The sequence below is a fragment of the Peribacillus sp. FSL P2-0133 genome, assembly GCF_037975445.1.
Taxonomy (GTDB): domain Bacteria; phylum Bacillota; class Bacilli; order Bacillales; family DSM-1321; genus Peribacillus; species Peribacillus simplex_E.
In genome coordinates this window covers 4,984,420-4,997,716 of the sequence record NZ_CP150254.1, presented here as the reverse complement: position 1 = coordinate 4,997,716, position 13,297 = coordinate 4,984,420, and the positions used below count along the sequence as shown (strand labels likewise).

At 37.4% G+C, this 13,297-nt stretch carries 12 protein-coding genes; 7 read left to right on the top strand and 5 right to left on the bottom strand.

All coding sequences use genetic code 11. The features are described from left to right. Positions 1 to 403: 403 nt before the first annotated feature. Entirely contained in the window at positions 404 to 922 is a 519-nt protein-coding gene (locus MKY17_RS24080; RefSeq protein WP_098373258.1) for a DinB family protein, read from the top strand. A 153-nt stretch (positions 923 to 1,075) separates the two neighbouring features. Here MKY17_RS24080 and brnQ read toward each other — a convergent pair whose 3' ends face one another. Then, complete coding sequence (gene brnQ, locus MKY17_RS24075; RefSeq protein WP_098373256.1) at positions 1,076 to 2,416, bottom strand: branched-chain amino acid transport system II carrier protein; 1,341 nt, start codon at positions 2,414 to 2,416, stop codon at positions 1,076 to 1,078. A gap of 295 nt (positions 2,417 to 2,711) precedes the next feature. Between brnQ and MKY17_RS24070 the strand changes: the two genes are divergently transcribed. The 6 genes from MKY17_RS24070 (at position 2,712) to MKY17_RS24045 (ending at position 8,834) form a co-directional block, all read left to right on the top strand. Then, a complete protein-coding gene (locus tag MKY17_RS24070) occupies positions 2,712 to 3,221 on the top strand; it encodes a hypothetical protein (protein ID WP_142324007.1) in 510 nt (169 codons plus the stop codon). A gap of 28 nt (positions 3,222 to 3,249) precedes the next feature. After that, positions 3,250 to 3,480: a hypothetical protein gene (locus tag MKY17_RS24065; RefSeq protein ID WP_098373254.1), complete on the top strand. Its 231-nt coding sequence runs from the start codon at positions 3,250 to 3,252 to the stop codon at positions 3,478 to 3,480. Positions 3,481 to 4,116: 636 nt separating this feature from the next. Continuing rightward, positions 4,117 to 5,055: an agmatinase gene (gene speB / locus MKY17_RS24060; RefSeq protein WP_098373253.1), complete on the top strand. Its 939-nt coding sequence runs from the start codon at positions 4,117 to 4,119 to the stop codon at positions 5,053 to 5,055. Positions 5,056 to 5,097: 42 nt separating this feature from the next. Continuing rightward, positions 5,098 to 6,465, top strand: a complete 1,368-nt coding sequence (locus MKY17_RS24055; RefSeq protein ID WP_098373252.1) for an APC family permease — start codon at positions 5,098 to 5,100, stop codon at positions 6,463 to 6,465. Between the two features lie 43 nt (positions 6,466 to 6,508). Next, positions 6,509 to 8,152 (top strand): amidohydrolase, encoded by a 1,644-nt coding sequence (locus MKY17_RS24050; protein WP_098373251.1) that lies wholly within the window; start codon positions 6,509 to 6,511, stop codon positions 8,150 to 8,152. Positions 8,153 to 8,255: 103 nt separating this feature from the next. After that, on the top strand, positions 8,256 to 8,834 hold the full coding sequence (locus tag MKY17_RS24045; protein ID WP_098373250.1) for a TetR/AcrR family transcriptional regulator: 579 nt from the start codon (positions 8,256 to 8,258) through the stop codon (positions 8,832 to 8,834). A 373-nt stretch (positions 8,835 to 9,207) separates the two neighbouring features. Here MKY17_RS24045 and MKY17_RS24040 read toward each other — a convergent pair whose 3' ends face one another. From MKY17_RS24040 to MKY17_RS24025, 4 genes are all read right to left on the bottom strand, one after another. Then, positions 9,208 to 9,738: a helix-turn-helix transcriptional regulator gene (locus tag MKY17_RS24040; RefSeq protein ID WP_141992561.1), complete on the bottom strand. Its 531-nt coding sequence runs from the start codon at positions 9,736 to 9,738 to the stop codon at positions 9,208 to 9,210. 46 nt (positions 9,739 to 9,784) lie between these two features. Continuing rightward, positions 9,785 to 10,966, bottom strand: coding sequence for an ABC transporter permease (locus MKY17_RS24035; RefSeq protein ID WP_098373248.1), 1,182 nt, complete (start codon positions 10,964 to 10,966; stop codon positions 9,785 to 9,787). 196 nt (positions 10,967 to 11,162) lie between these two features. Continuing rightward, positions 11,163 to 12,371: an MFS transporter gene (locus MKY17_RS24030; RefSeq protein WP_098373247.1), complete on the bottom strand. Its 1,209-nt coding sequence runs from the start codon at positions 12,369 to 12,371 to the stop codon at positions 11,163 to 11,165. Positions 12,372 to 12,388: 17 nt separating this feature from the next. Continuing rightward, a complete protein-coding gene (locus MKY17_RS24025) occupies positions 12,389 to 13,270 on the bottom strand; it encodes a LysR family transcriptional regulator (protein ID WP_339200945.1) in 882 nt (293 codons plus the stop codon). Positions 13,271 to 13,297: the final 27 nt, after the last annotated feature.

Sequence of the window (13,297 nt, the reverse complement as noted above, 5' to 3'; positions counted from 1 at the left end):
ATAAGATGAGTACGAAATTTACTATGGGAAGGATTGATTCTTCATTAATTTTCTCGAATTAACGTACACGTCGGCAATGGAAAAAGCGATGTTTCAGGCTCATGGAATCAGCTATGCACAATATGCTCAAAAACTGGAGCAACGCATGATGGTTGAACAAGAACGGGAACAGGATTATCTACAAAGCAGGCGTATAACAGAGGAGATGAGAGCCAATCTCTTTTTGGGGAGTTAATTTCGATCTACGATATCGATGACATAAACGAAACAATCAGGAACAAGCGAAAGGGCAATCTAAAAGATTGCTCTTTTTGTCCTGCTCTAAAAGGTAATTTTTCCATTTAAAAGAAGGAAACAACACTTTTAAATAGAATGTACGTTCATGAAGAGGAGGATGATCTTGGTGGAGAGAAGAGCATTACTGGTATCTGCATTATCGGGATATGAAGAGGAAATTGGGCGGTGGTTATGGTGTTTAGAAGATGTTCGCCGTACGCTTATAGCGGAATTGACTGGAATCAGCCAAAATTTACTCGATTCGAAAATCGATGAAAGGCAAACGATTGGCTCGCTGTTATATCACATAGCGTTGGTAGAGGCAGATTGGTTATACGAGGAGGTCCTTGTTACGGAATGGGATTCGGAAATACGAGCATTGTTTCCATTTGGATGCCGTGCTGAAGATGGCTCCCTAAGCCAAATTGAAGGACAAACATTGGAAGAACATTTCTACCGCCTCAATAAGGTACGTGAAGTATTTCTTTCAAACTTTCGCACAATGGATCTAACGGATTGGCGTAAACCGAGGGTGCTTGAACAATATGACGTCACACCTGAATGGGTCGTTTACCATCTGATTGAACATGAAGCACACCATAGGGGGCAGATTTTTCAATTGCTGAAGAAATTACGGAATGAATGAATCCTGCAGAATAACTGGCTTGCGAAGATGGGGTTGGCAGACAGTCGGCGGAATGGGAGCGGGTTTCGTTTTTTAAAGAAAAAAACTGTAGGCAAACTCGCTTTTCTTCGAATTTTCCTACAGTCAAATATTCCTGGACTGATTATATATCGTTTAATCTATTTGGTGATTATGACCGAATTTCGAACGTAAGACGCTGCTGGCATACCCAATGAATCCTCCGACAATGGCTGGGATGATCCATCCTAGTCCTGCCTCATACATAGGAAGGATTGCGGTGAAGAAATCATTGATGAATGAAATGTGTACACCTGCTCCATTTAATCCATCGAATAAACTGACGATGAATGTTAAAAGTAAGCTGCCTTGATAAACTTCAGGTCTTCCTTTAAAGAAAGAATGAAGAAATGTCAAGAAGATCAAAACAATCGCTAATGGATAAATGGCTGTCATCACCGGTACAGAAATGGCAATTAATTGGGTTAGTCCAATATTGGCAATTATTGCACTGAATATGGATAAACTTATGGCAATTGTTTTGTAAGGCAGATTTGGAAATAGCTTATGAAAGTATGTCGAGCAAGATGTAATGAGTCCCACGCTTGTCGTTATGCAAGCCACTGTGATCATTAATCCTAATAATAGTCCGCCATATGCTCCAAAGTAATAATCCGAGACTTTTGCTAAGACACTGCCTCCATTATCCAAGCGTCCAAGTTCTCCAACGCTTGAAGCACCCATATAAGAGAGAGCTGTATAAATGGTAGCAAGGATAACGGCCGCAATCGCAGTCGCTTTTCCACAAACAATCATTATTTGTTTTTTTGTTTTAGCACCTTTTTCTTTAATGGCATTAATGATGATGATGCCAAAAACAAAAGATGCAAGAGTATCCATCGTCAGATAACCTTCTCTAAACCCATTGAAAAATGGTTGAACCATATAGTGCTCGGCAGGTGCTTGAAAATCTCCAATTGGATTGACGAAAGCGACTACCACAAGGATTCCTATGAATGTCAACTTGATGGGTGTCAAAACTTTCCCCACAATTTCGACAATTTTCGCAGGATTGAGCGAAAGAAGGCACGAAACCGTAAAAAAGATGATAGTGAAAATAAGTAAAGGCAGTGGACCTGAATCTTCAGGTAAAAAAGGTTTAACACCGATCTCAAAAGAAACGTTTCCTGTTCTAGGCATTGCGAATAATGGACCAATGGCTAAATAAAGAACGGTTGTGAATACAATACCAAAGACTGGATGGACGCGGCTCGCTAATGATTGTAAGTCATCTTTTCCAGAAAAACCGAGTGCCAGCACACCGAGTAACGGCAATCCTACTCCTGTGACCAAAAACCCTGCATTAGCCGTCCAGACATTCGTACCTGCTGATTGACCAAGCATTGGCGGGAAAATTAAATTCCCTGCCCCGAAGAAAAGGGCAAATAACATGAACCCAATCACAACTATAAATGATGATGGTACCTTATTAGACAAAATAAACCCTCCGAAAAAACCAAAATTTGCTATTTTAGAAAATTATTAAATTTTCTAAAAATTATACACAGACTAATTTCAAGACCGTATCGTATTATATCTAAATTAAATTGATATTTCAATATATTTTTTGTTTTTTATTATTTCCCCTGATGATCAGTGGTCCGCCTTTACCTTATTTTGAACATTTAAAGGCTGCTCATACTAATGAAATTCATTTTTTAACAAATGAAATGTAAAAGGAAATGAGGGTGCTGACATTAAAAAATTTCTTAGCTTTTTGTTGTTAATCGCAGTGTTTTCAGTTGCAGGTGCATGTAACAAGGAAGTGGTCAAAGAAAACGGTGAAATGACAGAGAGGAGCCCTGTTAAAGAGGGTAATGCGGTCAAATTGGAAGAGGCAGAAAAGTTATTTAAAGGCTATTATACTGTACGATATACCATTAAAGATCCAGCGAATCCTCCTGCATTTAATGAAATTGCAGACAGAATTAAAGGATATTTATCAGAAGATGAATATAATGCCCAAATTCTTAACCGTTTTTATTCTATGCCAGCACTGGTAGCCAAAGAAATCAAGAAAAGCATCGAAGTGCAAAGTGTGAAGCTTGAAGAACAAAGTATTAATGAAGATGGTACAGTGGATTACACATACACAACGGTATTTAAGGTTTATGACGAGAATTCATCCAAGATTTATAAGAAAGAAGGAGAACTCACGATAACCATCATTGATAATGAATTAAAAGTCACCCGTGATTGGAGCAGAGGGATAAAGATTGACGGTTTAGACGGCGGACTTTAGAGAGGGAAAATTAAGGGGGTGTTTTATAATGGGATCAGTTTTTGAAAAAATAGTGGGATTGTTCTTTGAAAAACGGAAACAAAGTAAAAAAGATGTTTTCTTACTAATTTTCTTATTCGGGCTTTCTATAATAAGTATGGTTGAGTTTTTCACGGATATGGACTTATTTTGGTTATCTGACATTGTATTAATTGCAATCATTGTTCTATCGGCATTCATATATTTTGAGGGAAAAAGAAACAGGGAAAATGATATATAAAATCCCAGATTTCGTGGAGTAAGGGGGCAGAAATGCTATTGAAAGCCCGGTAGCTAGGGATACCTATAGAAGAAATTAGAGAATTCTTGAATCAATCGCAATCTTTGAGACCTGAATAAGGTCTTTTTTTTATTTCATTTTATAACGTCAGAATAAGTGGAAGAAGGCATATTACACAATTTCACTCGAATTGTGCACTAACGCACGAATCGTAGTCAATTGGTCATTGAAGATATCCTGTTCCTGTTTATAATGTTACACAGATGATCCTTATTGCGCATATGTGCGGTTTATCTTTGGGGCATCGAATTCATTACAAAAAAGGGGAAAAAACATGAAAAAATCAGTAACGTTTAAAAATGGTCATTTAAAGATGTCAGGGAACCTTTATTCATGGAACTAAAGGGGCAGGTTTGATCAAAAGGCGGATTTGATAGACAATAAAAAATAGTTTGACTTTTTTTACAACTATGTTTATATTTGGTTTAATACTAACTACCGTTAGTTAATATGGTGCAAAAAGTAGGTGTTAGAAATAAAAAGTAAACTAATGAACTAAAGGTTGTAAGCGATTACACTCTGCGTTTGTAAAATTTGTATGAAATGATTTTTATTTAAAACCAGGAGATGATACTTATGAAATATCCACTTACACCAGATGTAAAGCCAGAGTTTTGTACAACAGGAACTTTTATGCGTTTACCTTCCCAAAAGCATGATGCAAAGCTGGCAATTGTAGGTATGCCTTTTGATACAGCAGCTTCTTTTCGGGTGGGAGCGAGGTTTGCTCCTCAAGCCATTCGCCAAGCATCCATGACCCTGTTTCCTTATCATCCTGTTCATGAGGTATATCCTTTTGAACAAATGAATGCAATTGATATTGGTGATATCCCTGTTATTCCTCATAATATTCATCGGAGTTATGATTTAATGAAGGAATCCATGTATGAATTGATGTCTAAAGGAGTCATACCTATTGGATTAGGGGGAGATCATTCTGTCACTTTAGCTAGTTTACGCGCTGCGGCAAAGGTATATGGCCCTGTAGCCATGATTCATTTTGATTCCCATACAGATACTTGGGATACATATTACGAGGAAAAATATTGGCATGGATCTCCTTTTATTCGTGCACACGAAGAAGGTTTGCTGCAGACGGATAAAGTATTTCAAATAGGAATCCGAGGCACGTTAAACCACTCTGGAGATTTACAGGCAAGCCTTGATTTAGGTTATCGTTTGATTACAACTGGTGAACTTTCCAATCGAGGATTTGAAGATGTTTTGAAAGAGATCAGAAAAACTATTGGCAACACACCTTGTTTCTTAACATTTGATATAGATTTCGTCGATCCTTCTTTTGCTCCAGGAACAGGTACGCCAGAAGCAGGTGGTTTTAGCAGTTTTGAAACACTAAAAATGATACGTTCCCTAACTGAATTTAACTTTATAGGATATGATATGGTTGAAGTGCTGCCTTCATATGATCCAAGTCAAATCACTTCACTTTTAGCAGCAACACTTGTACATGAATTTGCCAGCCTCGCTGCATTAAGTGCAAAAGAAGATAATTGATAATTCACTTCAACTATTTAATAAAGGAGGTAGCTCTTTGCGATGAAAGGATTACCCGAGCTTAAGCGTTCACTTAATACAAGATATGTAATTGTATTTGGACTTTCCTTTATGGCGCCTGTGACAGTCTTTAGCACATATGGTATCGCTATTGATCGTACCCATGGAATGGTTCCGACGGCATACATAATTGCTTTAATCGTTATGCTATTCACTTCATACAGTTACGCAAAAATGGTTCAGGTATTTCCCACTACCGGTTCAGCTTATACCTTTGTGCAGAAAGGAATTAATTCACACCTTGGTTTTCTGGTAGGATGGGTCATTTTATTGGATTATCTTTTCAGTCCTATGATCAGTGCTTTACTTTTTGGGATTATGGTGAATGCTTACTTCCCTGGTGTTCCTATCATTGCAGTTATTATTTCTTTTATTATTGCTGTGACAACCATTAATATTTTTGGTATTAAGGTTGCTGCAAATGTGAATACCTTTTTGGTAATATTTCAATTTCTTTTTATCATTATTTTCAGCCTGCTTTGCATAAATGGACTTTTAGCAGGAAAGGGTACCGGGGAGTTGTTTTCTAAGGAGCCTTTTTTTAGTCCTGACGTGGATTTTAATCATCTACTCTCAATTGTACCGCTATTATGTTTTAGTTTTCTTGGGTTTGATGCGGTTACAACATTAGCTGAAGAAACCAAAAATCCCAAAAAAACACTTCCTAAGGCCATTTATGCTACGACATTAATTGGAGGGTTATTATTTGTTACATCTACCTATTTTGCACAATCGATTTTCCCGAATTTTAATGCTTTTAAGAACCCTGATACAGCTATAGTGGATATCATGATTTATACCGGAGGTAATTTACTGAATAGTTTGTTTATTTCCGTGGTAGTGACATCTGCTACTGCTTCTGCTATTGCCTCAGGAGGAAGCGGGGCAAGGATTTTATATGCAATGGGGAGAGATAGGGTTCTGCCTAAGAGGATTTTCGGGTATGTTTCCCCAAAATATCAAACGCCCATATTCAATATCTTGATCATTGCTTGTGTAGCCATGAGTGCTGTTTTTTTGGATATAGCAACAGCTACTTCTTTCATTAACTTTGGAGCCCTGTTTGCTTTTACATTCGTTAATCTTTCTGTGCTCATCCATTATTTTGTGAGACAGAAGCAGAGATCTCCTAAAAGCATCATTTTATATTTACTTCTTCCCTTAATAGGCACCGGTATAACCATATTGTTTATGACAAAGTTAGATATCCATTCTTTAGTATTAGGAATTACTTGGATGTCAGTAGGGTTCATTTACTTATTGTACTTAACAAAAATGTTTAAGGAACGTCCACCTGAACTGAATTTTGAAGAGCAAAAAGAAGAATTCGATGTAAAGCTAGTGCAATGATCCATTACTGTTTTATTATTTTGAATGAAAAGAGGTAACGACTATGGCTATTAAAAAAGCAGATATTGTTCTTTCTAGTGATGCTATTTTCACGGGGCTTACACATGAGCCAACGTCTGGTGCAATTGCTATCTTAGGTGACAAAATCATGAGTGTAGGATCAAAAGCGGAGATTGAACCTTTCATAGGAAGTACGACAAAAGTATTTAACTATGGAAATCAATTAATTATGCCTGGATTTCATGATTTTCATATGCACACTATGTTTAGTGCACTAAGTTTAAATAGCATTAATTTGTTTGATGCCAGGTCAGCCCAAGATGCAGCTGCAAAAGTACTGGAATTTTCTAAAGGTTGTTCTGAGGATGAATGGATTATAGGTATGCAATGGGACGCAGGTTATTGGCATGATAAACAAGAGCCCCATTATAAAATACTCGACGCTGTTATTCCAAATCGTCCTGTCGTTCTTTTTCATGCTGAAGGTCATTATACATGGGTAAACAGTAAAGCCATGGATTTAGCAGGAGTTACTGAGGACATACGTGATCCGGATTTTGGTCGGTATGAAAGAGATAAAGATGGTTTACTTACGGGAATTTTCTATGAAGATGCTCAACAAATCGTTTTAAAAGAGGCATTACGGTTAACACAAAATAAAAAAGAAACGATTTTAAAAAAGTTTTTACAATTGTTATCCCAATATGGAATAACTTCTGTAAACGATTTGTATGCGCCGATAGATGACTTCATTCAAGACTATGACCTTTATGAAAAATTGGATAAGCAAGGAGAATTAACGACTAGATTTCATATCACTCCTGAATTGGATGGCAATTTGGAGAAAGCTCAAATACTGAGAAATAAATATGAATCAAAGAAACTTCAATTCTCAGGATTAAAGCAGTTTGTTGATGGAACAGTCACGGGTCATACAGCTTACTTCCTCAAACCTTACTCCGATCAATTGGATATCTGTGGTCATCCAGCTCTAGATCCAGAAGTATTGATTGATCGAGTTGTTAAAGCGGATGAACTTGGATTCAGAATCAGGTTTCACGCTATTGGAGATGGGGCAATTCGTTTAGCTTTAGACGCTTTTGAAGAAGCTGTACGTAAAAATGGAAAAAGGGACTCAAGGCATACAATTGAACATATTGAAGTAATCGATCCGGATGACATTGAACGTTTTTCAAAACTAGGAGTCATTGCCTCCATGCAACCTGATCACATGGCTGCTTCATCAAGAGAGGTATATTCTTCAATTATAGGTCCTGAAAGGGAAAAAAATGTTTTCCTGACGAAGTCGCTATTAAATTCAGGTGCATCCTTAGCTTTAGGAACAGATTTTCCGGTTTCTATCTCATTAAATCCAATGCGACAAATATATACGGCAATTACAAGAGTTGATAGTAGTGGAGATCCAAAAAGCACATGGCATCGTGAACAAAAGCTTACTTTGGCAGAGGCATTGCAAGCATATACATATGGCTCAGCCTATGGATGTTTTAGAGAGCACGAGCTAGGTACAATAGAAGCGGGAAAACTTGCTGATCTTGTGGTTTTAGATAGAAATATTTTTGATATTCCTGAAAATGAAGTGCTCAAAACGAAAGTGGAACTTACAATAAGCGATGGGAAAGTTGTGTATAAAAGCGAAGAATCCTCTTTATCCAGCATATTCTAATTCTCTTATCTTTTAGAGAAACAGAGGTATCAAATATTTAGTTTAAAAAAGGAAATGAGTTTATAATGATATTAACTAACGTTAGATAGTTTGGGGGCTCATTATGACAAAAAATGAAATTAAAAACATTTCCTTAACTCTTTTTACTAAGTACGGATACGAGGGAACCGCTTTATCGGAAATTGCCAAGAGGGTAGGTATACAAAAACCCTCAATCTATAACCATTTCAAGAGTAAGGATGACCTTTTCTTGTGTCTTTTTGAAGAAATTCTCGAAGAGCATATACATCAGGTCGAACAATTTGTCGAAGAAATAAATACACTCTCTTCTGAAGAAAAGTTAAAGCACATCCTTCTTGATACTTGTAACTATTATAAAAACCATGAAGATAAAGCAACTTTTTTAAAGAGAGCGATGATCTTTCCGCCGGAACATTTGAAGCACATATTAAATGATAAATTCCTTAGATCTGAAAAATCATTTTCTTCTCTCTTACATGATATCTTTTTAGAGGGAATTGACAAAAAAGAAATACGCCAAGTGAAAATCGAGAACTTAATCATGTCCTATCTCTGTTTGATTGATGGGGTATTCATGGAATTTTCTTATTATGGAAAGGAGAACATGGAACCAAGAATTCAGAATATATGGGAAAATTTTTGGTATGGACTGAGCGGATGATACGTTAATACAGCTCATACTCTAAGAACTATCAAATTGGCATACTTTACTTGCTCATTCCGATTAAGTATGTAAGGGTTTATACAATTGATTGTCGTTGATTTCCACTCCAGGCACTCGCTTTCCGCGGGCGGTCCGGGAAGCCTCCTCGGCGCCTATGGCGCCTGTGGGGTCTCCCCTGGACACGCATTTCCCCAAGGAGTCTCGTACCTTACGTTCCAATCAACTTTGTTTTAAAATTCAGATGAAACTCCTTTTGTCTACAAACTGGAAAAAATGAAAAATAAAAGCTATGTGTTTTCACATAGCTTTTATTTTTGGTTATGCGATTGGGCCAATTTCGCTGCCTTCGTTGTAGTGCCGCCAAGTAAACTTACAATTCCTTTGACTTGATCCTTTTGATTAACTCTTCAAACCAATATATTGTGTGATCTGTTCTGGTCGAAAAATAACCAGCCAAAAATTCACGAATATTCTCGTTGCCTTTAGGTTCTGGCTCGAAATTCCCAAGCTGCTCCCAAATAGCCTTGATGGACTTTACTTTTTTTTCTAATATATCTACTACTTTGTCCCGATCTACATATTTGATGTTGGCTAAACAAACAATCATATCCTTGATTTCATCCGCACTTTCAAATAATTTATAGATTTTTTTGGGGAGTTCTTCGCGACCCTTATCCGTAATCGCAAATACTTGTTTATCAGGCCGATGTTCTTCTTTTATCACTTCAACTGGTTCGACTAAACCTTGTTTTACCAATGATTCGAAATGGTAGTACAGTTTACTTTCAGTTAACCCGCCTAGGCGATCTAATGGAATGGGTTCTGAAAGCTGTTTTTTTAATTTATAAGGATAGTTTTTATCCTCCATCAGCTTGCTCAATATAAAAATTTGGATGGACATTTTCTACGCTCCTTTAAGAAGTATTATCTCCTTATTGTAGCAAAACTTAAGCCGTGATTTCAGCCGCTTTCTTTTCAACTTCTGTTTCAGAAACCTGTCCTGGCATCGGTTTTTGTATAAACGCGACAATAGCCATGTTAATTACCATCGCAACGGCGCCAACCGCAGCCATTGACCAAATATACGGACTTGGACTGATGCTTCCATATAGGTTTGCAAAGTACGCTTGCACCGAGTAATACATCGGGGAAATGTGGCTCATCCATTCATATGGTAAATGCATCATATCACGTGAGATGGTGGCACCATTTGCGATTGTTTGCATTAATAAGATCGGTAAGTTTAAAATCATGCCGCCTTCACCCAATAAGAAGATTAAAATCGCGGTGAAATTAAAACATACCATATAGTTTAGTATTTGTTGACCCACTATACCGAAGAATAGGTCACCGCTTGGCTTGTCAATTAAATATGCTACACCTACAGCAATGAGTGATGAAACCACAGCAATCAATAACGCAGTTAATTGCACATAAATGAATAAACGTGTTTTACTAGCTTTTCCACGGCTGGCTCTAAATGCACCCACTATTTGCATCGCCCCGATCATCGCCCCGACATAACCGGCCATTGTCAAGAACATAGGCAGCATATTGTTATTCATGCCATCTGGTATTTCATTGATTGTAACCACATTTCCTACATAGGATTTCTCAATCTTTTCCGCTAATTCAGCGGCTTGCTTTTCAGGTACATTAAAGTTCATCAATACGCCCTTGGCAGTTTGTTGTGAGAATTGTGTGCTTAACTGATTGTTAATTTCAGTTACGACAGAATTCATGGTAGAAGAAACGGCTGTTGCCCCTGCCTCATTGATTGTAAAGTCAATGCTTGATGACGCTTCACCTTTTTGCATATTCGCAGAGAAGGTTTTCGGGATGTGTACGACTAATGCTAAGTCATTTTTCTCTAAATCTTTTAAGGCTTGTTTATTGGTTATATCCGTCTCTATTTCTTTAAAGGGTAAATTTTCTTTTAACTGATCGGCAATCATCGCACCATTTTCCCCGGCATCATCATTGATGATGGCGATAGGTAATTTATCGACATTTCCTGGAATGGCTGTATACCCAGGCAAAAAGATGCCTAGCATGGCAATTGCATAGAATATCCCCATAAAGATTGCCGCAGATGCACCTCTTGTTTTTAAGAATGCAGTAAATTTCATATGTTGAATCCATCCTTTTGATTTAATAGTATATTACTTCATTTAGAGTACTCTAATTAGAGTAGTTTAAAAGAAGTACTTTGAATTTTATTTCATTTTTTTCAAAAAGTCAATTGAAAAATTTTATGTATACAAAAAAACTCCCAACAAAAATCTTCTCATTGTTGGGAGTAACTATTACATTCTTTAAATTGCTTTATTGAACTTTCAAAAACTTTATTGTTCGTGAAGATATCGTTCCTAAACGAATTGAAATCAAGAGAGAAATTGTTGAAAGAACAGCGATCATGATGACAATGCCAATCCACCCAAAATTACTATAAAATGTACCGCTTGCCGTTCCTACAATACTTCCCCCAAAATAATAGGAAAATAAATATAATGAGGCTGCTTGAGCATTATTTTGAGCGGCCAATCTCCCTACCCAGCTGCTAGCTATAGAATGGCTGGCGAAAAAACCGAAAGTAAAGAGTGCGATTCCAAAAATTTTTATCCATAGATTGACGTTCAATGTGATGAAAACCCCCAACAATAAAATAATGATGGATAACTGTAACATCCTGTTTTTACCGTATTGATCTGCTAACATTCCCATCCATGTTGAACTGAATGTACCAACAATATAGACGATGAAGATAAATCCAACTAAGGTTTGACTAAGTGAATAGGGCGGGTTAATGAGCTGAAACCCAATGTAGTTATATAAAGAAACAAAGCCAGCGGACAATAAAAAACCAATCAGAAAAAGATGAATGAGACCGGGTGTTTTAAAATGGCTGAACAAGCCAATTCCAAATTGTTTTACTTTAAAGGTTTGCACTTTAAAATTGGTTGATTGAGGGAGGAATGACCAAAAAATAAAAGTCGCAGCTAAACTAACGATGCCAATCCCGGTTAATGCGGTGCGCCAACCAAAATAATCAGTCAATATCCCGCTAATAATCCGCCCTGCCATTCCTCCAAATGAATTTCCGCTTATATATAAACCAATGGCCATTCCTAAACTTTTAGGGTCGATTTCTTCTCCTAAATATGCCATCGCCACCGCTGGAAGCCCTGCTAACGTTATGCCCAGTAATATTCTGCAAGTAATCAGCAAATCAAGATTCGGCATGAACCCTGTTAATACGGCAAGCATGGATGATGCTACCAAAGATATGGTCATAACTCGCTTCCGCCCATAAATCTCTGATAATGTACCAGCGATCAATAGGCTAATGGCCAATGCAATCGTTGTGGATGTTTGACTCAAACTTGAAACCGCCGGTGATATTTGAAATTCCTTTGCGATTTCAGGAAGGAGGGGCTGTGTTCCCCAAAGTATGGCAAAGGTACAGAATCCACCTGCAAATAAAGCAAAGTTTACCTTTTTAAATTCTTTTGTTCCACGCTTCATGTAAGTCATTTTTTATGGCTGCCCCTTTAATCGTTTTTGAAAAAGCGATTTATATACTGAATGAATCTCCCAACAACAGGCGACAAGTAGGCGTCTTGTAACCAAGCCATTCCAATTTCCCTTTTGCAGACTGGGTTGCTGATACGTATAAGCTTCACTTTGCTTCTGTCCAAAACATGTAATTCAGGTATTAAAGAAACGCCTAATTTTGCACCGACTAACCCGGATACCGTCCCAATATCATCGCCTTCAAACACAACATCCGGCGAAAAGCCGGCTTTTTTGCATAAATCATTAATAATGGTCTGAAGTACATTATCATTTTTAAAAGAGATGAATGGTTCATCTTTAACCATATTTAAGTCAAGAGCATTCCAAGATGCTAAGTGATGATCGAAAGATACGGCCAAAAATAACTCTTCGGTTAAGAGTGGCCGACAGTTCACCTCTTTATCCTCATGGAGCAGTGAGGTAAGAGCCAGATCGACCTTTCTTGATTTTAATTGCTCTATAATTTGCCGATTCGAGGCTTGAGTTAATTGAAACTTGATATTGGGATGCATTTTTTGAAATGAACTTATTATGTCGGGAACCACATGTATCCCAAGAGAGGGCAAAAAGGACAAGGAAATCGTGCCATGATCGGGGTGGATTTCATCCCATATTTCCTGTTTTCCAATTTCAATTTGTTTAATTGATTGCTCCACACGGTTTAAGAACATCTTTCCATATCGATTCAAATATATATTCCTGCCTTTTCTATCAAAAAGCTGTACACCTAATTCGTCTTCAAGCTTTGAAATGGACCGACTAAGCGCAGGCTGGGATATGGATAATTGCTCTGCTGCACGAGTGATATGTTGGACACTTGCAACTTTTTGAAAATAATTGATTTGATGCCAATCCATTAAATTACCTCACTTGTTTTTTATTTC

What these genes read in the sequence shown, in the direction of transcription:
- MKY17_RS24025 (WP_339200945.1), bottom strand. Translation starts at nt 13,270, where the DNA reads ATGGATTGGCATCAAATCAATTATTTTCAAAAAGTTGCAAGTGTCCAA.
- MKY17_RS24050 (WP_098373251.1), top strand. Translation starts at nt 6,509, where the DNA reads ATGGCTATTAAAAAAGCAGATATTGTTCTTTCTAGTGATGCTATTTTC.
- MKY17_RS24040 (WP_141992561.1), bottom strand. Translation starts at nt 9,738, where the DNA reads ATGTCCATCCAAATTTTTATATTGAGCAAGCTGATGGAGGATAAAAAC.
- speB (WP_098373253.1), top strand. Translation starts at nt 4,117, where the DNA reads ATGAAATATCCACTTACACCAGATGTAAAGCCAGAGTTTTGTACAACA.
- MKY17_RS24065 (WP_098373254.1), top strand. Translation starts at nt 3,250, where the DNA reads ATGGGATCAGTTTTTGAAAAAATAGTGGGATTGTTCTTTGAAAAACGG.
- MKY17_RS24045 (WP_098373250.1), top strand. Translation starts at nt 8,256, where the DNA reads ATGACAAAAAATGAAATTAAAAACATTTCCTTAACTCTTTTTACTAAG.
- MKY17_RS24055 (WP_098373252.1), top strand. Translation starts at nt 5,098, where the DNA reads ATGAAAGGATTACCCGAGCTTAAGCGTTCACTTAATACAAGATATGTA.
- MKY17_RS24030 (WP_098373247.1), bottom strand. Translation starts at nt 12,371, where the DNA reads ATGACTTACATGAAGCGTGGAACAAAAGAATTTAAAAAGGTAAACTTT.
- MKY17_RS24035 (WP_098373248.1), bottom strand. Translation starts at nt 10,966, where the DNA reads ATGAAATTTACTGCATTCTTAAAAACAAGAGGTGCATCTGCGGCAATC.